18 protein-coding genes are annotated in these 18,302 nt (G+C 46.3%); 2 read left to right on the top strand and 16 right to left on the bottom strand.

Annotated elements, in window-relative coordinates:
* Nucleotides 1–11: 11 nt before the first annotated feature.
* From R7F67_RS07145 to R7F67_RS07130, 4 genes are all read right to left on the bottom strand, one after another.
* Nucleotides 12–410, bottom strand: a complete 399-nt coding sequence (locus R7F67_RS07145; protein ID WP_017635116.1) for a GFA family protein — start codon at nt 408–410, stop codon at nt 12–14.
* Nucleotides 411–661: 251 nt separating this feature from the next.
* Entirely contained in the window at nt 662–925 is a 264-nt protein-coding gene (locus R7F67_RS07140) for a DUF3012 domain-containing protein (RefSeq protein ID WP_005373992.1), read from the bottom strand.
* A gap of 194 nt (nt 926–1,119) precedes the next feature.
* Nucleotides 1,120–2,139 (bottom strand): type 2 isopentenyl-diphosphate Delta-isomerase, encoded by a 1,020-nt coding sequence (gene fni / locus R7F67_RS07135; RefSeq protein ID WP_054576170.1) that lies wholly within the window; start codon nt 2,137–2,139, stop codon nt 1,120–1,122.
* Between the two features lie 238 nt (nt 2,140–2,377).
* Nucleotides 2,378–4,177, bottom strand: coding sequence for a cation:proton antiporter (locus R7F67_RS07130; RefSeq protein ID WP_005373994.1), 1,800 nt, complete (start codon nt 4,175–4,177; stop codon nt 2,378–2,380).
* 440 nt (nt 4,178–4,617) lie between these two features.
* Between R7F67_RS07130 and R7F67_RS07125 the strand changes: the two genes are divergently transcribed.
* Nucleotides 4,618–7,281 (top strand): DUF2339 domain-containing protein, encoded by a 2,664-nt coding sequence (locus R7F67_RS07125; RefSeq protein ID WP_373921107.1) that lies wholly within the window; start codon nt 4,618–4,620, stop codon nt 7,279–7,281.
* An 88-nt stretch (nt 7,282–7,369) separates the two neighbouring features.
* Here the strand turns inward: R7F67_RS07125 and R7F67_RS07120 are convergent, their stop codons facing one another.
* Genes R7F67_RS07120 through flgB form a run of 12 tightly spaced genes read right to left on the bottom strand, consistent with a single transcriptional unit; the run spans nt 7,370 to nt 17,360 of the window.
* Nucleotides 7,370–8,410: a flagellin gene (locus R7F67_RS07120; protein ID WP_171344263.1), complete on the bottom strand. Its 1,041-nt coding sequence runs from the start codon at nt 8,408–8,410 to the stop codon at nt 7,370–7,372.
* Between the two features lie 18 nt (nt 8,411–8,428).
* The gene (gene flgL, locus R7F67_RS07115) at nt 8,429–9,328 is read right to left on the bottom strand and encodes a flagellar hook-associated protein FlgL (protein WP_005373998.1); all 900 of its coding nucleotides are present in this window, start codon (nt 9,326–9,328) and stop codon (nt 8,429–8,431) included.
* A gap of 13 nt (nt 9,329–9,341) precedes the next feature.
* A complete protein-coding gene (gene flgK, locus R7F67_RS07110; protein ID WP_005374000.1) occupies nt 9,342–10,715 on the bottom strand; it encodes a flagellar hook-associated protein FlgK in 1,374 nt (457 codons plus the stop codon).
* Nucleotides 10,716–11,264, bottom strand: a complete 549-nt coding sequence (locus tag R7F67_RS07105; protein ID WP_318057122.1) for a rod-binding protein — start codon at nt 11,262–11,264, stop codon at nt 10,716–10,718.
* Between the two features lie 10 nt (nt 11,265–11,274).
* Entirely contained in the window at nt 11,275–12,411 is a 1,137-nt protein-coding gene (locus tag R7F67_RS07100) for a flagellar basal body P-ring protein FlgI (protein WP_086026720.1), read from the bottom strand.
* Nucleotides 12,396–13,067, bottom strand: a complete 672-nt coding sequence (gene flgH / locus R7F67_RS07095) for a flagellar basal body L-ring protein FlgH (RefSeq protein WP_017635111.1) — start codon at nt 13,065–13,067, stop codon at nt 12,396–12,398. Before flgH ends, R7F67_RS07100 begins: the two co-directional genes overlap by 16 nt.
* 32 nt (nt 13,068–13,099) lie before the next feature.
* Nucleotides 13,100–13,885, bottom strand: a complete 786-nt coding sequence (gene flgG / locus R7F67_RS07090) for a flagellar basal-body rod protein FlgG (RefSeq protein ID WP_005374008.1) — start codon at nt 13,883–13,885, stop codon at nt 13,100–13,102.
* A gap of 24 nt (nt 13,886–13,909) precedes the next feature.
* On the bottom strand, nt 13,910–14,641 hold the full coding sequence (gene flgF / locus R7F67_RS07085) for a flagellar basal-body rod protein FlgF (RefSeq protein ID WP_005374009.1): 732 nt from the start codon (nt 14,639–14,641) through the stop codon (nt 13,910–13,912).
* A 12-nt stretch (nt 14,642–14,653) separates the two neighbouring features.
* The gene (gene flgE, locus R7F67_RS07080; RefSeq protein ID WP_017635110.1) at nt 14,654–15,850 is read right to left on the bottom strand and encodes a flagellar hook protein FlgE; all 1,197 of its coding nucleotides are present in this window, start codon (nt 15,848–15,850) and stop codon (nt 14,654–14,656) included.
* Nucleotides 15,851–15,877: 27 nt separating this feature from the next.
* Nucleotides 15,878–16,561 carry a flagellar hook assembly protein FlgD gene (flgD, locus tag R7F67_RS07075; RefSeq protein ID WP_005384410.1) on the bottom strand — a complete coding sequence of 228 codons (684 nt, stop codon included), beginning with the start codon at nt 16,559–16,561 and terminating at the stop codon, nt 15,878–15,880.
* The gene (gene flgC / locus R7F67_RS07070; protein WP_005374012.1) at nt 16,561–16,995 is read right to left on the bottom strand and encodes a flagellar basal body rod protein FlgC; all 435 of its coding nucleotides are present in this window, start codon (nt 16,993–16,995) and stop codon (nt 16,561–16,563) included. Before flgC ends, flgD begins: the two co-directional genes overlap by 1 nt.
* Before the next feature lie 2 nt (nt 16,996–16,997).
* Nucleotides 16,998–17,360, bottom strand: a complete 363-nt coding sequence (flgB, locus tag R7F67_RS07065) for a flagellar basal body rod protein FlgB (RefSeq protein WP_005374013.1) — start codon at nt 17,358–17,360, stop codon at nt 16,998–17,000.
* Between the two features lie 77 nt (nt 17,361–17,437).
* On the opposite strand from flgB, the gene flgA reads away from it, so the two are divergent.
* Nucleotides 17,438–18,235, top strand: a complete 798-nt coding sequence (gene flgA / locus R7F67_RS07060) for a flagellar basal body P-ring formation chaperone FlgA (protein ID WP_005384406.1) — start codon at nt 17,438–17,440, stop codon at nt 18,233–18,235.
* Nucleotides 18,236–18,302 lie beyond the last annotated feature (67 nt).

Raw genomic sequence — 18,302 nt, 5'->3', positions numbered from 1 at the left:
CTACAACAACTCTACTTTGGCCCTGCATCAAATTGAGTCAGGTTATCCGATATCTCGAGCCACGGCGCTTTCGACGCGACAAAAATATGGAAATCAGGCTTGTGAGAAGATGTGTCATCCAAGATACCAAGGCGAATATTGACGATCCCATTGTTCTTTTTCGAATACAGACTTGATCCGCAGTGGCGACAAAAGCATAGCATGGTATTTTCGCTTTTCTGATAAGTTTGAATATCTTCTTTCCCTTGGATAATAAGCAGTTTATCCAACGCAATACCACCGGCAGATGAATAGTCAGAACCTGTGAACTTGCGGCATTCAGAGCAATGGCAATTTCCCATGTACTTAAATTCATCTGCCACTTCCAACTTTACCTTGCCGCACAGACATGAGCCTTTTAGTACTTCCATTTGAATTCCTTTTTGTTATGAATCTAATTGAATTAGATGGCTATCTCGACACCATGCCATTGCAATACGAAAAATTAAAGACAGGCAATACAGGTTTTCAAAAATGAAACGAAAATGTAAAACTTTCCATTCAGAGGGAGGTGCGCTGACACGTGAAAAATCGAGCTATTTTAGATACAAAAACACCAAGCAATAACGCTTGGTGTTTACCTCACAGAATGTCGCCTCAGAAAAGGCGCTTTCCGCTGTGCTTAAAAAATGCAGTGTTTAGTAAAGCTGGTCGCTTCGTTTGCAGTCCAGTCACCTTTCGGCTTATCTTTCAGGTTTTCACACCATTGCTCGCTGCCGACACCATCTTGCAGAACACAATGCTTTGCAAAGTCTACCGCGTTGTCTGCTGTCCATTCTGTTTTTGGCTTATCGCGCATGTCGTTACACCAGCCTTCAGTGCCCACTTCATCACTACAAGCGGTCAAAGCAGAAGCCGCCAACATCAGCATGACTAGTTTTTTCATAAAGTTAAGGTTCCAGTTGCAAACAATAGTAAAATTAAACTCAATCTCTTCAACACGTGCCCATTCAAGTGTCTGAATAAAGGCGTCACTAGCTGAAGTGACTTTTGTATCAACTATAACGAAATTATCAGTCTACGTGTTAAGACATCGAAAAATTATTGAGCGACTCTGTGTAAAGCGCGCCATTCTAAAAGCTATAGGCAGCGCGCTTTCGTTAGCTCACCAACCTTAGAAGAGCCAGTACCAAAGCACGCTAAACGCAGCTCTAATGCCATTTGTTCAAAGTGTTCGACGACAGACTGCGTGCTGATCGTCGCAGCTTTTAATACCGCACCAGCTTGCCCAATGAGATTAGCACCCAAATGAATGGCTTTCGCCGCTTCAAGTCCGTTATGAACACCTCCCGAGGCGATCAACGGTAATGTAGGATGCAGTGCGCGGATTTGAGCCAAACATGTTGCTGTAGGGACACCCCAATCGCGGAAAAGCTCGGCTGCACGCTGCATTTTCGGATTGTCTTGGCAATACCCTTCAACCGCACTCCAGCTTGTACCACCCGCGCCCGCAACGTCAATTGCATCCACACCAGCATCAATTAATCGCTGCGCAATGTGTCCGCTAATACCAAAACCGACTTCTTTGATAATGATAGGAACCTTCACGCGAGATTTAAGCATCTCAATTGCCTGGAAAACACCAACCCAATTGTGGTCGCCATTTTTCTGAAACGCTTCCTGCATTGGATTAACGTGCACAAACAAGGCATCTGCTTGAATCGCCTCTACCGCACGTTGCGCATTATCGAGTTTACCTTTATCGAGCAATTGAGCGGCTCCAAGATTGGAATACAACGGTACTTCTTTCGCCAACTCACGAATGGTTTTACCCAAGCCCGAATGCTGACTTTCTTCTAAGCTAATCCGTTGCGAGCCCACACCCATGGCAATACCTAATTCACTTGCGGCTTCAGCCAAACGACAATTGATCGTTTCTGCGTCTTTTGCTCCGCCAGTCATCGAGCTAATCAAAAACGGTAGCGCTAATTGATGACCAAGAAACTCTGTCGATAAATCGATCGCGTGAAAGTCACATTCTGGCAGCGCACAGTGTTCAAACTCGACAGACTCAAAACCCGCCGTTTTATGCTTCATGCTCATATCATGATGTAAAACAGCATCTAGGTGTAAATCTTTTCGGTTAGTTTGCGGAGCCATAATGTCACCCTAAAGTAAAACAGTCGCGCAGTATTGCGATCCTTATCAGTAACGTCAATGCGAATTTTGTGAATTTGCCGGATTACTTTTCCGAAACGAGTAATGAATCTCGACTGCCCCTGACATTATAAGAAAAGAAACTCGCTTTCCGTTTTAAACAAGCCGGCAAGTTTCTCTTCAAATTGAGATAATCAGCGTACGATACCCATGATGAAAATGGATCACATTGCTCTGTAGTTTACTTTACGCTGTCCGACAGAATTAGCGACACAACAGTGCTTGTCGTCGTTGGTTCAAACTGTTCGGGATCATCACAGAATTGAATTTTTCCTTTTTCTTCTACATGGAACAGCGGTACAACTGAACTACCTTTGTGATGCGCTAAATAATCTTGATACGTGAAGTTATCGCTCAATTTCGTGTGTTTAACCTCTGCACCACGACTTAACATACTGGCTAGCTGGGTATAGCTTACATTGCCGCCCATCAGCAATTTACCATGGTACTCCTGAGCCACGGAGTGCTTCTCGCTGCCATTGCCGTTGGTTTTCACTTTTTGTAAGCAGTGAACTTTATCTTCCCCAAACTCGTCGACGAATTGCATGCAAGCCATAATGTTGAAATGCTGATCGGGCGTTAATGCAACCACTTGTCCAACTCCTATCAAGTTCAAGTTGTCGTCCGCGTGACTAGAAATAGGGTTGCCGTAATAGTAATCCAACCCCAACATACGAACCTGACTGATGTACTCCCAGTTTGAGTCAGTCATTAATACGCGGCGGTCATAACGCGCCAGCGCCTGCCCTATTTCTCTTGCTACTCGGTTAGCACCAATCAACAAGAAGCCGCGTGGTGCTGGCTCTGCAACGCCCAACGTCAGCGCTACAGGACGTGCCGTCGCACTTTGTAACACGACCGTTCCTATAATCACCATGAAGGTCATAGGGACCAGTAAAATCGCTTCATCAATGCCGTATTCGGTCAATTTGATCGCGAAAAGAGACGAAATCGAAGCAGCAACAATACCGCGCGGTGCAACCCAAGACAAAAACAGCTTATCTTTAAGACGCAAGTTGCTGCGGAAGGTTGAAAGAAAAATCGATAACGGACGCGACACTAACTGCATAAATACAAACAACAATAACGCACCGCTACCTAGCGCAGCAAAATCATCCAGACTGATTCGAGCCGCAAGGAAGATGAACAATCCGGTGATCAGTAAAATGGTTAAATGCTCTTTAAAGTGCAGAATTTGCTGAATATTGATGTCTTTAGCGTTTGCGAGCCACATACCCATTACGGTGACGGTTAGTAACCCAGCTTCAGACTCAATGTGGTTAGAGACCGAAAATACACCTAGAACCACCATCAAAACCGCAAATGGCTGCAAATATTCCGGTAGCCAAGAGCGACGCATGATCGTCGCAACTGCATAGCCTGAGGCCGCACCTAGCATGACACCGACAGCAATGATCGTCCCAAACACTTCGACGCTATTTATCGCGCTGTGAGATACGATAAACTCGTAAACCATCACAACAAAAAGCGCACCGAGCGGGTCAATCAAAATCCCTTCCCATCGCAAAATGTTAGCAAGCGTACTGTTAGGTCTTACGGTTCGTAGAAGTGGCACGATGACCGTCGGCCCTGTTACTACGGTTAAGCTGCCGAACAACATGGCAAGCTCCCAAGTAAAGCCGAGGAAATAGTGTGTTGCGATACTGGTCGCCGCCCACGAAATGATCGCCCCGATGGAAACAATGCTCCATACCGAACCACTCACGCCACGAATTTCTTTAAAATTTAAGGTCAAACTGCCTTCAAATAAAATCACTGCCACCGCCAAAGAGACCAACGGAAAGAGCAAATTACCTAATATCTCATCAGGATTTAACCACTGCATAAATGGCCCGACGATCAGCCCTGCCAACAACAAAAATAAAATCGCTGGCAAACGCAATCGCCAAGCTAACCATTGGCAACCTAAACCAATAACCCCAACCGCTGACAGCACCAGCGCTTCATTACCCACTTGCATCAATAATTACCTGTTTTTGTCTTTTTTCGCGTGAATGCGCTATACCCGAATACATTCAGCCTTACGGTCAAATAGAAACAACCGAACGTGCAAATCAAACGACTGACCTTCGATGACATCGCTACGAAACGCACATGTTTGAAGTCCTTTGGCGATCGCATCAGAACTATGAATATAGTTGACCCCCAATGACTTAACGACTCATTTTTGTTCATCAGGTCTTAAAGTGGCACACAAGTGTGCGACTTTGTCGAATTCATCATTACGCATTGAGTTTCATTATGTAGAATGATTTCTGAAGAAAGCGCGGAACCTAGCACTATATGAGGCTAAGGCATAGAGCATGAACTAAGCTTTAGCGTAAGTGCTCAAAGTTAAGAATCGTGGGTCACGCGACGTACGCAAGGAGAAATGGATTGTACGTAATACTAGCACTGTTCATGGCGTGTCTCGCCATCCTCATCGGAGTGAAAGCCGCCAACCGAGCTGCACTTTTAGAAAAAGAACTAACCAAACTTCGTGAGGAAGTCACATCACTACGAGCCAGTGTCCATGGGGGCTCAAACCCACAAGCGCACCAACAATCCAGCATCGAAAAAGACACACCATCTGTAGCGACGTCACCTCACATAGAATCACCACAGAAAAATGTCTCATCCTCTGGGGAACATGATCCAGCTGCCAACCTAGACTTGGACCAGAGCGCTGCGAATCAAGGGTACGCCCAGACAAGAGAAGTGCAACTGGATGTTTTTAGTCAAGAAAATGAGTCATTCCTTCAGAGTAAAGTTCAGAGCCTGCTTAGCAACATTCAAGAAAATTGGTTGGTTTGGGTAGGCGCATTGGCCATGCTGATCGGTGGAGGTTATCTCGTACAGGTGATTGGTAGTCACATCCAGTTTTCGCCATTTATGCGAGTGTCCTTTGCCTTTGTGATCTCATTACTTATGGTGCTTGTTGGCGAGTGGTTTCACCGTAAAGAACAACAGAATCCGCAACGGGCAGCACGAGCCCAAGGCTTTACGTATGTTCCTGCTGCTGTTACCGGTACGGGATTAACGGGCATTTACTGCACCGTCATTTTTGCCTTTGTGGTTTATCAAATGCTAACGCCGAGTATCTCGTTGATCATCTTGGCTTCAGCGGCATTTTTCAGTTTAGCATTATCATTGCGACAAGGGCCGTTAATGGCCGTGCTTGGCTTAATTGGTGGCTACACAGCACCACTGTGGATTGGGGGTAATGAACCCAACTACTTTTTGTTAGCCGGATACATCTGCGCAATTTCGTTCGCGGCGACCTTATTGATGCAAAAAGTGCGTAGGTCATGGATTACGCCAAGTATCGCGATTCCACATGTCATTTGGATGTTGCTGTTGATTGAGAGTGTACCAACAGAACTGTTGTTCTCGTGGCTCGCGATTTATCTCTCCATCACTTTGTATCTCATTTTCGCGGTTCCGAGAATGGGTTGGATGCTCAATCCTCGCTTTCGTCACTATCAAAGCAAGTGGACAAACTCGCCGACCGCTACCGCTCTCGCAATTGTATTATTGACCTTTTCTGCCGTCACCAGAATGCCGGAGCTGAACACTCTACAAATAGCGTACTGTTATACGCTGCTTGTTGCGATCATCTGGCTACCAGCACTTCGTACAGGCTGGTCATTACGTATATTTTTGCCATCCATTCTCGTCTCGGCAACCGCGCAGATTGTTCTTACTATCGCTTTTGATGCGCTGTATATGTTAGAGCGAGAAGCTAGCATCCTATTCGCATTGGCGGTGAGTATTGCGCTGATCTGCTATCGAACATATTGCCAAACACTTAGTGACCGTTCGCAACTCAGTGGGCTGCTTCTGCTGGTGCTGGCTCCCGCGATGAGCTTAATTACGTTGTTTTATGTTGACGAATTTATGCAAGGCTACCTGTGGTATTGGACTGCATTCTGCGCATTGATGGCCACTTACTATGTTGTGCTTGGTCAGCGTGCACGTCCGTTGGCATTAGAATGCTCTGCCGTTATGCATGCTTTAATCGTAGGTATCGCTTTTGTTTGGTTGAGCGATACTTGGTTAACAACAGCAATCTCAATACAAGTTGCGATAATGGCCTTACAGGCTCAAGTCGGGTTATTTCGACCTGCGAGTTGGGCGATTAAAGTGGCAATGGGAATACTGGTTATCCGACTCACGCTGCTACCTTTCATCCCCGAATGGCAACCGGTAGAAGCTGGGCATTGGGCTTGGGTTCTGGTGAGTTATCTGCCTTCTCTCTTCATCTTGTCTTATGCTCGTTCAACACTAAAACAAGTGGACCGAGAACTGACCAACTGGTTTGAAGGGGCGTTTTTACATGTATTCTTAATGGCATTGTTCACCCAAACTAACTACTGGTTAACGGGGCAATATGGTTACTTGGGGCACATCGACTTCACAAGTGCGGCAGTCTTTGCCAATCAAGCATTAGTTATGGGTTTGGTATACAGCTACCGCAGCCAATTTGCGCAACGCTTAAGCCGTATCTACGAAATCTATAGTTACTTGCTTTGGTGCGCGTTCGCTATATTGATTATTTTGCTTAATACGGCAGAATCGCCGTTGGTGACTGATAACGTCTCGGCACAAGCACTTCCCATCTTTAACATGCTGAGTATCGGCTGGCTGTTACCAGCTTGCATCCTGCTTATCGCAACCTTTAAGCGCTGGAATACGTTGCAAGTTCATCGATTTGCGATTGCTAGTCTAGGCTTTTTACTTGCAGCCATTTGGTTGGGGATGTCTATCCGTCAATTCTGGCAAACCACATCGATGATGCTGTATCAGCCAACCAGCATGGCAGAGTTGTTCAGTTATTCAGTGGCTGGCTTGCTCGTAGGTGGATTGCTTACTTGGCGCGGCGTGACCCAACAGGGGCTGATGATGCAGCGTGTCGGTCTAGTGGTCCTTGCCTGTGTCGCACTGAAAGTATTCTTATGGGATGTGAGCTCTCTGGATGGGTTCTGGCGAGCGATAAGCTTCTTAGGCTTAGGTGCGTCTTTGATAGCACTTGGATGGCTATTCCAGAAATTGAATCGTTCGGTGGCAAAAGCACTCGAGCCCTAGACGAGTCAAAGAGAGATTCCCGACAGTGCGCTGTTTTCGTTATTGGGGGACGATAACAGTGTAAAGCCGGGAATCATTGGAGTGTTCGTTACTTCAGTAAAGCGACCACAGTATGACGACGCACGTTTGCTTGCGCATTCAATGCCTGAAAAGTCGAAGTAAACTCGCCAGACTTTTGCATGAATCCATCCAGTTTTACATTCACCTCATTGACTGAAAGCTGTGCGGTTTTGGTTTGGATAGAACGCATTTGAGTATTCAGTTCACCATGAAAAGCTTTCGCTTCTTGCAAGCTCGTTTGAACTTGTTTCAGATGCTGATTTACTTTGGCAATCGTCTGCTTGATGCCGTCGCGTGAGCCTAGATCAAACCCGAGCTCCGCAATACCATCTGGCTCAGACTTTAAGTTCAAAACGTTAGGCTGTCCCGCAGGGAATCGGTGCCCTTCCCCCGTTACCATCACCTTTTGCTGCATTTGTTGATAAGCGTTGTCTCTGGCTTCAAATAAAATGCTGCCATCATCGGCTAATGAGGCTCGCATTCCTAACGCAATCAAGCTGCGATCCAGCATTTTGACCGTTCGCTCACCGTCTGATTGTCCATCAAACTGAATCATCACCGCTTGACCTTGAGGAAAATCCAAACGGATTTGCTCGGCCTTGTCGCTTAAGCGATGAACATTCAAACCTGGAATAGAAAAGCGACGAATGTCCGCTTTATCCAGTTTTAAGTGCAGTTCGTTATTTAGGACTTTCTGGCCATCGAAACGTGCTTGCTCAACGACTTTTTGGATGGTGGCTTTAGAACGAACCAATGTATCCTGCAAACCAGGAACATTTTGTACGCCTTGATTAATAGCTTGCGTCAAACCACGTTTAATTTGCGTGAGCTCTTTGCCAATCACCTGCAGCGATTTGGACGCGATCTGAACCGCCGTGGCTTGCTGCTGACCCTGCGTAAGCTGAATACCAGATACAGAGTAGGCTGACGCAGTGTCAGCCTGAATTTGCGCCGGGCGCGGTTTAATTGCCGTACTTGAGTCTGCAGAACGGGTCGGCATGATAGAGGCTTGTTCTTGTCCACCTAAGCGTATGCTATGGGGTCTAACCTCTACTGTACTCATTACCATAAAAAGAACTTCCTAACCTTATAAACGGTCAAACAGCGACAAACCATCGATCTTCACATAGCTTGCTTGCGTTGCTTGCAAAGCGGCCATGTAATTACTCAATCGTACCGACGCTTCACCATAGTCCAGAGCAGAGAGGTCTCCAGATACTTTGTCAACGAACAGCTTGTTTTCACTGTGCGCGCCACCAACAAGATCTAAGTTGTTGTGTCGACCACCAATCTCAGTCATGGTCCCTAGTACGTTTGAAAAAGTATCGTCGATAGCGCTGATACTCGCCTCAACTTCAGCTCTGAAGTTGGCGGTAGGGCTCTCAAACTCTTTGATCAGCGCATCAATTTGGTTAAGCACGTTATGGCCTCCCCCAAGGTCCAATATTTCTTTTGCAGTCATATTGGAATCCATCGTGACACCTTTAGCAATTGTTACTACGCGCTTGTCACTATTACCTTCAATTACGTAGCTGCCGCTCGCTTTACTTACAGCCGCAGTATCCGTTTTAGTACCAGAGAAAAGGTAGTGCCCTTCTTCATCCTGCGCGTTAAAAGACGACTCAATAGAGTCACGGTAACTCTTAAGCTCTGTAATCATACCGCCACGACTTTCGTCAGTAAGAGAGCCGTTCGCACCCCAAAGCGCGATGTCTCGCATGCTTTTTAAGCTTTCTTTGATCGAATCTAAATGGGTTTCTTGACTCGATAGCGTCGTTTTTACGTTTTCAATGTTGTTTTTGTACTGAGCAATCGCACTGGTTTCTCGGTCTAAGTTAAGCAACTTGATCGAAGCCATTGGATCGTCAGACAGCTTGGTCAAGCGCTTGCCAGTAGACATCTGTTGCAGAGCTTCGCCTAATCCCGCGCTATTGCTCTGCAAGCTGTGCAACATCATTTGACTAAATTGATTGTCACTAATTCGCATCTAAACTTTCCTCTTAGAATAACTGCAGAATAGAATCGAGCAGTTGATTTGCTGTGCTGATCACTTTCATGTTGGCATTGTGCGCATTAGCAAACATCATTAGGTTAGCCGCTTCTTCATCGCTGTTTACGGAACTAACATTATCGCGAGCTGCGTGCGCTTGCTTGTTCATGGCTAACTTCGCTTGATAATCAGCGTTAGCTTGGCGTGCTTTAATTGCGGTTTGACCCACCATTGAACTAAAGGCATCGTTCAAGCTTACTGAGCCGTAACCTGATACCGCCACTGGCTTGTTGCTTAACTCGATCAATGATTGCAACGCATCTGCGTTACCAGGTGTTCCATCACTTGAGAACGCAAGCTCATCTGGAGTTAGCTTGGTAATATCCAAACTGGCTGCAGGGTTTGCTGGGTCATAGCTGAACAAAGGTTTACCTGGGTTGCCATTTAAGTCTTTGCCAGTTGCAAGCACGGCGTTGTATTCATCCGCGAGAGCTTTCGCCATGTCATTCAGAGCCAATTGGTTTGGTTTCAACACTTCGGTTTGATAGTCATTAATCGCACCTAATTTGCCACCAAGCGAGTCACCAATCGCAAAACTTTGATTCGAGAACGTGACGTGTAAGTCCGCCAAGTAAGGATCACTCGGGTCAGGAATGGCTTCCAGTTTGCCATGGTCCGTACCCATCACAAGCGGTTGACCAGAGGTTAGTGTGACCTGAACACTGCCGTCATGCTGCTGTGTTGTTTTGATTTCAATGGTTTGAGATAACTCACCGATTAACCTATCTCGTTCATCCATTAACTGTGATGGGTTACCACCTGTACCTTGCATCTCTACCAGTTGCTTGTTCACCTTCGCGATATTTTCCATAAGGCTATTCGCGTGGTTAAGCGCTGCATTACGTTGGTCGCTCATGTCTTTATGTTGATTGTATAAAGATTCGGTAAGCGTATTAAAACGGCGGGCCAAAGCTTCAGATTCGTTAATGATCTGCTGGCGGTAAGGTATGGATTCCGGCTTAACGGTCGCATCGTTAAGCGCAGCGTTTAGCGAGTCCAAGCCAGCCGATATACTGAAACCATCGGCACCAAGCGTATTCTCCAGCTGACTCATGTTACTGGTGTATCCAGATGCGTATGCCGCCATACTGTTAGTCGACCACGTTTGCTTAATCAGAAATTGATCAGTAACGCGGCGAATGCTAGTGACTTCTACCCCTAAACCTGGACTTAAGCGATTGGCTTTACCATCATCGACAGACGCCATCAACGCTTGTTGACGACTGTAACCCACGGTATTCACGTTTGCCACGTTTTGCGCGGTTACGTCTAGGGCCACACGGTTCGCGCCTAAACCTGAAAGGGCAATATTAACTAGGTTCATTTACAGCTCCATTTTTCTGATCAACGGCTGAGAAAACGCGGTAGTCATACCGGCCTCACAGAATACCTGTTTAACAGAGGCGACGGCTTGAGAAGCGGTATTAAATAGGCTTGAATTCTTCTCCACCTCTTTAGAATCTACTTGTGAGATAGATTCAGAATTCGAACCTTTACCATCGTTAGCGGATGAGATGTTGCGCGCAGCATCGAAAGCAACCTCACGCATAGACGGGCTCAGCTGCTGGATGAGCATATTGGCAATGCCTGAGCTCTGTTTCTTTGCTAGTTCCATCGCCAGCTGTCCGTCATACATATCACGGAATACCCCTTGTTGCTGACTGGCAAACGGGCTGTCTTTATCAGCAAGAGCGTCACTACTGCTGCGCATTTGGCGTAACACCATTTGTAGGAACATTGCCTCAAATTGACCTGCGACGACTTCAAGTGCGCCTTCTTGATCACGACTATGCTTGATGTTAGCCAATGCACTATTGTCGTGATAAAGCATCGAATTTAACTGAGTTTGTTCATTGGTACTGTCTAGCTTCATCCTTAACTCCTTATATCACGACCAATTCAGCGTTCAATGCACCCGCTTCACTCAAAGCTTGCAGGATAGACATCAAGTCTGTAGGCGTGGCACCTAAACTATTTACCGCATTAACTATGGTGTTAAGTTCCGTGCCTGGAGGCCAAATCACCATCTGAGCGAGATCTTCATTCACATCAAGGTCCGTTTGGTTAACGACTTTCGTATCGCCATTTGCAAACGCATTAGGCTGACTAACTTGTTGTGATTCAGAAATTCGCACGGTCAAGTTACCGTGACTTACTGCTGCTTCACTCACTTTGACACTCTTACCGATCACTACGGTGCCAGTGCGAGAGTTAAAGACAATACGAGCAGGTTTACGGCCTTCAACGACGCTCATTTCTTCAAGCATCGACATCATGACGACACGCTGCTGTGTATCTTTTGGTGCACGCATATCAATGCGCGCTTTATTGATCGCAACTGCAACGTTAGGTCCAAAAGTGTTGTTAATTTCACGCGCAATATTTTTTGCTGTAGTGAAGCTAGGCTTGCGCAGGTTTAGGGTGATTTCATCACGTTGGTTGAAATCGGTTTTGATTTCTCTCTCTAAAGTCGCACCATTCGGAACGCGACCCGCCGTTGGTGTGTTTACTTCTACTTTGGAGCCACTTCGCCCCTCTGCAGATAAGCCGCCCACAACCACGTTACCTTGCGCAATCGCGTACACTTCGCCATCAATACCACGTAAAGGCGTTAGCAATAACGTACCACCGCGAAGGCTCTTTGCATCACCGATTGAAGACACAACCACATCCAACGTTTGTCCTGGGCCTGCCATTGGGTCAACGGACGCTGTCACACTCACAGAAGCCACATTTCGTAGCTTAGGGTTCATACTGTCATCAATTTGAACCCCAAACTGACGTAGCATGTTGGTAATAGATTGAGAGGTAAATTTCACTTGGTTTCGGTCACCTTGGCCGGCTAAGCCAACTACCAAACCATAACCAACCAGTTGGTTTTCTCGAATGCCGCGAACATCGACCAAGTCCATGATCGGAATTTCCGCTTCAGCACGTGAAGTGCCTGGTAGTCCCAAGGTCAACACCAATAGGAGAGACATAAAGAAAGATTGCATTGTCTTCATTAGAAAGGTACCCATGGGCTGTTGAAGAACTGAGTTAGCCACCCGGCTGCGTTGCTGTCAGCTAGCGCTCCGCGACCTGCGTAGGTAATTCTTGCATCAGCAATTCGTTGAGAAGAAACTTGGTTACTGCGGTTAATATCATCCACACGGACGATACCGGTTAGACGAATAAACTCGTCGCCTTGATTCAGACGAAGCCATTTTTCACCGCTGATACGCAATACGCCATTAGGTAATACTTCGTGTACCGTTACCGTAATGGCACCTTGAAGCTTGTTGCCTTGTGAACTTGATGCACTGCCATCGAAGTTACGTTTGCCATCCACGCTAACCCCTAACTCATCGATAGTTTTCGTGCCTATGGTCGGCGCCACAAAGTTAATTGCTGAACTTTTACCGAACTTAGTACCCGCATTTTTACTCGATGAGGTTTCTTCTGATAATTGAACCGTTAATACATCGCCAACTCGGTAAGCACGACGATCCTGGAACAGAGTCATCGTGTATTGGTGACGATAAAGGCTACCAGATTGGGTTTCCGGCAGCGTGTAATCGAGCGTTGGTGGTGCATATTCCTCAGCATTCGGCTCAGGCGGAATAAATTCCTGACGGCCAGCACATCCCACCAGCAACACGGCGGCTACTGCCCAACTCTTAGAAAGCCATTTCATTGCTTTTTCCTTCATCATCACCAATTTCATACTTACATTGATTGCGAAACAAACTTCAGCATGTCATCTGCAGCAGAGACCACTTTCGCATTCATCTCATACGCACGTTGAGTGGTGATCATGTCGACCATCTCTTCTACTACTTGTACGTTTGACCCTTCCAGTGCACCTTGCTTGATAATGCCGGCACCATCAGCTCCTGCAATCAGCTCATCAGCTGGACCGCTGGCTTCCGTTTCACGGAATAAGTTGCCACCCATGGCCTCTAAGCCTGCTGGATTGATGAATTTTGCAAGTGTAATTTGACCAAGCTGCTGAGGTGTTGGATCGTCTGCTGTTGTTGTAGTCACGGTGCCATCAACACCCACAGAGAAAGAGACCGCATTGTCAGGGATCTGGATTTGAGGCTCTAAAGGCAGGCCCTGACTGTTCACCATTAAGCCTTCTGAGTTTCGATGGAACTGACCATTACGTGTATACATGATCTGCCCGTCCGAGTTTTCTATTTGGAAGAAACCCTGACCCATTACAGCAAGATCCAACTCTTGCGTTGTGTTTTGGGTATTACCTTGCGTGAACACTTTTTGTGTGCCAACAACGCGAACACCGCTACCTAGCTGAATACCACTTGGTAATTCGTTAACTTGGTCTACTTGAGCGCCTGGTTGACGCTGAATGCTGTAGAAAAGATCTTCAAATACGACTCGGTCACGCTTAAAGCCAACCGTGTTTACGTTTGCTAGGTTGTTAGAAATGGCAGTCATCTTCGTGTCTTGCGCTGCCATGCCTGTTTTACTTACCCATAATGCTGAATGCATTTTTTACTCCTTGCGGGGCGAGACTTAGCTCGCCGCCATTAATTTGTTACCAGCTTTTGCTAGAGTTTCCGCCGTTTTCATCATGCGAACTTGCATTTCAAAGTTGCGCGTCAGCGACATCACACTAACCAATTCATCAATAGCAGATACGTTACTGCCCTCAATGTGCTCAGGAGAGAGTTGCACGGTTTCATCTGCCGCGAATGGCACGCCATCTACGCTGTGCAGCAAGCTATCGCTCTCTTTTTGCAGTTGATTAATTTCCGGTTTAACCAACTTCAAAGTGCCTGCCACAATTTCTGCGCCGCCACCTGGTGGGATCACTGAGACTTGACCACGTTCGCTGATTTCAATCTTTTGATAGTCCGGCACAACCAAAGGACCATTGTCACCGAGGACAGGGAACCCATTGATTGTTAGAGCGCCAAAAGTATCGACCTGAATATTGCCTGCACGGGTGTAAGCTTCGTTACCCGCTGGGGTTTCTACAGAGAGATACCCCTCACCCATAACCGCAACGTCCAACGGACGTCCTGTTTTCACAATATCGCCAGCGTCGAAACGTGTTGAGGCAGAGTTGGTCACAACCATAGTGCGACCATCAAAACCTGGGCCTTGCATCTCTACACTACGCACACGCTCCATATCCGCTCGAAAACCCGCAGTATCAGCATTTGATAAGTTGTTTGAACGAACGTGCTGCGCTTTAAGAACTCGGCTGGCACCCGACGTTGCCGTAAATAACAAACTATCCATGCAAAACTCCCATTACACCGCGTTAAACAAAGCTTGAGTAAGCTTGTCGCTGGTAGAAATTGTCTTTGCGTTTGCTTGGTAGTTGCGTTGTGCAGTCATTAGAGCAACAAGCTCGCTGGTTAAGTCAACGTTAGAACCTTCTAATGCACCCGGAGTTAGGTCACCCATCGTACCTGACCCCGGAACACCCATAATTGGAGCACCTGAGCTAAAGCTTTGAGTCCATGATGTTCCACTCACTTTCGCTAAGCCTTGTGTGTTTGCAAAATCAGCAAGAACAACCTGACCTTGTAGCTGTGATTGGCCGTTAGTGTAAGTCGCGTAAACCATGCCGTTACCTTCAACGCGTACACCTGCAAGTTCACCTGATGTGTAACCGTTAGGGCTATTAGTACTTACGCCAAAAGCTGCACCAAATTGCGTGCTGCCTTTCAGGTTAATGTCTACACTCATCGCGTTCGCACCTGCTGCAGGGAATGAAACATTAAACGGCGCAGTTGGTGTTGAAAGCGAGCCGTCTTTACCAAACGTTACAGGCACAGTTGCTACTGGCGTCGTACCGCCATCTACTTGAACGTTCACTTCCCACGAGTTAGAAGCAGTCTTAGTAAAGTACTGAGTTACCGTGTGCGAGTTACCCAATGAGTCGTAGACTTTTGTTGTGTAAGACGAGTTAAATGAGCTTGGATCTTTTGGATTGAATGGCGTTACGGCTTTATCAATAACAGACGCGCTTGCGTCGAAGTTCGCAACAAAATCTAAGCTGTCTGTTGCTTTAGCATTCAGTGAGGAAGTCGATACCTGAATATTACCCACAGAACCTGTCATTAGGTTGTTGTTGCTATCGACACTGTAACCTTGAAGCTTTGCACCGCTGTTAGCCGTAACAAAGTTGTTCTTATCCGTTGAGAACACACCTGAACGTGTGTACAACATTTGGCCCATATTATCTTTAGTAACAAAAAAGCCACCGCCATTAATAGCTAGGTCCATCGCACGGCCAGTTCCTGTGATACTGCCGTCTTTGTCGAAGTTCTGTGAAATTGACGCGACTTCCACACCACCAGGTTGCATGCCGTTATATACAGCGGAGAATTCTGTGCGGCCACCTTTAAAACCATACGTTGATGCGTTGGCAATGTTGTGGCTGATTGTGTTTAGCTCTGTGTTGGTCGCGTCCAGACCACTTAGTGCGATGTTAAAACTCATAAATAGACCTCTGATTTCCGTATTTGGTTAAGCACCAAACTGAGTGATTTGATAGAAAGGAACGTTGCCAACGCCATGGACATTGACTAATGCTGCGCCACCGGTATTAGGAATGCGCACTTGCTCAACAGTGCCTGCCATCAGCACATTTGGACTTGCTTGCCCTTCTTGCACTTCTACGGCCACTGAGTATTTGCCTGGTTTAAGACCAAGTTCTTCAGGATTAATTGAAAAGTCGACGTCACCTTTGCCGTGAGCACCTAGTGGCACTTTAGTTGATTGACCAAATTCATCTTTAACAACTAACGTGACTTGGTTTGAGCTATGAGCGAGTTCGATTTTTCCGTTTTGTACGTCTTCACCAAGCTGAAATTCATCCGCATTGACGTAAACCGTTTGCCCAACAAGGCCCGCTGTTGACAGCACTTGCATGTTGTCCAGTAACACCATGCTCTGTTGCATTGTCTTAGACATATTCTCGGTACTTTGTACCTGCGAGAACTGAGCCAATTGACCAACGTATTCCGTACCATCAAGGGGATTAAGTGGGTCTTGGTTTTGAATTTGAGCCACCATCAAAGAAATAAACTCATTCTCCAATGAAGAAGCACTGTTCATGTCTTTAGGGTTTGGTGAGATACCGTTGCTGTCTTTTGCTTTTGTATTTACTGGAGCGTCAGACGATAAAGGGGTGTATTGTGCAATACTCATTAGCTACCCTGCCCTAATCTAAGCAGACCTTGCTGCATACTTTTTACATTGGCTAATACTTCAACATTCGTTTCGAAGCTGCGTGTTGCGGACATCATGTCTGCCATTTCAGCAACTACATCAATATCTGGGTAAAACACATAGCCTTCATCATTAGCCAGTGGGTTGTTCGGCTCAAAACGCTTCTCTGCATCTCCAGCATTTTTAACAACGTCAACAATGCGAACTTCTGCATTGGGATAAGCTCCATTTTCTGTTGTCATTTGCGTTTTTTGGTACACAGTCGCAAATACTGGCTTAAGCGCTTTATAAGCATCTTCTGGATTTGCAGATACTGCATCTGCGTTTGCTAAGTTACTGGCTACCGTATTCAGACGCACAGTTTGTGCTGTCATCGCGGAACCAGTGATCGAGTAAATATCAGTGAATGACATAATTAACGTCCCTCAATCGCTTTCGCTAAGCCATTAAATTTCATGTTGAGAAACGTCAGGCTAGTTTGAAAGTCCATGTTGTTTTGCGTGAATTTTGCTTGTTCAACACCAAGCTCTACGGTGTTGCCATTTTTGCTATTCTGGTAAGGCACCGAGTATTGGGCCTGAACCTGGAACTTTGGCACCGGTTTGTTCACACCACCTGCCGTTACTTGGTTCATTACGGTGGTGAAACTTAGGTCTTTCGCCAAATACCCAGGGGTGTCAACATTTGCTAGGTTACTGGCGAGGACTTTGGTACGCTGAACGCGAAAATTAAGTGCCTCTGGATGTACTCCTAAAGCATTTTCAAATGTGATCGCCATGCATCTTCCTTACAGTTGGCTCGAATACGCCAACATACAAACAAGATACGTGCCATAAAAAATAGCCATATATATCAATGATTTACAAACAGGGATGGAAGCCAAACTTCCGGTTCTCGGAAAGCATTAAAAACAAGAGGAAAGTGTCTACTTCCTCAACAATAATGCTGACGTTACTCGCTTTGACATCAGAACAAGCATTCGCCAACACCAATGACAAAACCCTCAGCGTTGAAGAGATAAGGTCCGTTGTAGCAACGGATTTCGAACAAGAGGTGGATCGCGTAGCGCTCTCCAATCAGTGGGGGAAGTACAAACTGGACTTCGACATGTGGGTGCCCGGTTCAGCCAATCACTTGCCAGAATGTGAATCGCCTTTAGTTATCACAGGTCGTGACAACAACACGTTGCCAGTCGGTAACCTCAAGCGCTCAGTCAGCTGCGACAATATCGCATCACCATGGCGAATTAACGTTACGATAAAGTCTTCGCTGACTCTGCCTGTTTTGGTCGCGACAACCACGGTTGGCCGAAATGAAGTCGTAACGGCTAAACACATAAAGCTTGAAACCCGAACCATCTCTCGCCAAGACGATTTTTATACTCGCCCCGAGCAAGCAGTAGGCTTAGAAACCTCTCGTCGTTTGAGGGCTGGACAAGTGGTTAATCCATCCAATTTGTCGGCCCCACCTCTAATCGAGAAAGGCAATGAAGTCATAGTCATTGCGAGCAAAAATGGATTTAGTGCCAGCACAAAAGGAGTCGCCTTAGAAGATGGAGCGAAAGGGCAACAAATTGACGTGGAAAACCCAAGTTCGGGCAAGGTCATAAGAGCAGTCGTAACTGGATTAAACCAGGTTCATACTCAATTTTGATTTTTTGACTCGGGGTAACATTTTTTAATTTTGGCTCTCGTCAGTAACACTGAACTTCGAGTACAAA

Source organism: Vibrio sp. YT-17 (genome assembly GCF_033337375.1).
Classification (GTDB): Bacteria; Pseudomonadota; Gammaproteobacteria; order Enterobacterales; family Vibrionaceae; genus Vibrio; species Vibrio alginolyticus.
This window is presented reverse-complemented; position numbering and strand designations above follow the sequence as displayed.

Bases quoted from the DNA above. Each gene is read 5' to 3' on its own strand.
- R7F67_RS07145 (WP_017635116.1), bottom strand. From the start codon at position 410: ATGGAAGTACTAAAAGGCTCATGTCTGTGCGGCAAGGTAAAGTTGGAA.
- R7F67_RS07140 (WP_005373992.1), bottom strand. From the start codon at position 925: ATGAAAAAACTAGTCATGCTGATGTTGGCGGCTTCTGCTTTGACCGCT.
- fni (WP_054576170.1), bottom strand. From the start codon at position 2,139: ATGGCTCCGCAAACTAACCGAAAAGATTTACACCTAGATGCTGTTTTA.
- R7F67_RS07130 (WP_005373994.1), bottom strand. From the start codon at position 4,177: ATGCAAGTGGGTAATGAAGCGCTGGTGCTGTCAGCGGTTGGGGTTATT.
- R7F67_RS07125 (WP_373921107.1), top strand. From the start codon at position 4,618: ATGGCGTGTCTCGCCATCCTCATCGGAGTGAAAGCCGCCAACCGAGCT.
- R7F67_RS07120 (WP_171344263.1), bottom strand. From the start codon at position 8,410: ATGGTAATGAGTACAGTAGAGGTTAGACCCCATAGCATACGCTTAGGT.
- flgL (WP_005373998.1), bottom strand. From the start codon at position 9,328: ATGCGAATTAGTGACAATCAATTTAGTCAAATGATGTTGCACAGCTTG.
- flgK (WP_005374000.1), bottom strand. From the start codon at position 10,715: ATGAACCTAGTTAATATTGCCCTTTCAGGTTTAGGCGCGAACCGTGTG.
- R7F67_RS07105 (WP_318057122.1), bottom strand. From the start codon at position 11,264: ATGAAGCTAGACAGTACCAATGAACAAACTCAGTTAAATTCGATGCTT.
- R7F67_RS07100 (WP_086026720.1), bottom strand. From the start codon at position 12,411: ATGGGTACCTTTCTAATGAAGACAATGCAATCTTTCTTTATGTCTCTC.
- flgH (WP_017635111.1), bottom strand. From the start codon at position 13,067: ATGAAATGGCTTTCTAAGAGTTGGGCAGTAGCCGCCGTGTTGCTGGTG.
- flgG (WP_005374008.1), bottom strand. From the start codon at position 13,885: ATGCATTCAGCATTATGGGTAAGTAAAACAGGCATGGCAGCGCAAGAC.
- flgF (WP_005374009.1), bottom strand. From the start codon at position 14,641: ATGGATAGTTTGTTATTTACGGCAACGTCGGGTGCCAGCCGAGTTCTT.
- flgE (WP_017635110.1), bottom strand. From the start codon at position 15,850: ATGAGTTTTAACATCGCACTAAGTGGTCTGGACGCGACCAACACAGAG.
- flgD (WP_005384410.1), bottom strand. From the start codon at position 16,561: ATGAGTATTGCACAATACACCCCTTTATCGTCTGACGCTCCAGTAAAT.
- flgC (WP_005374012.1), bottom strand. From the start codon at position 16,995: ATGTCATTCACTGATATTTACTCGATCACTGGTTCCGCGATGACAGCA.
- flgB (WP_005374013.1), bottom strand. From the start codon at position 17,360: ATGGCGATCACATTTGAAAATGCTTTAGGAGTACATCCAGAGGCACTT.
- flgA (WP_005384406.1), top strand. From the start codon at position 17,438: ATGATTTACAAACAGGGATGGAAGCCAAACTTCCGGTTCTCGGAAAGC.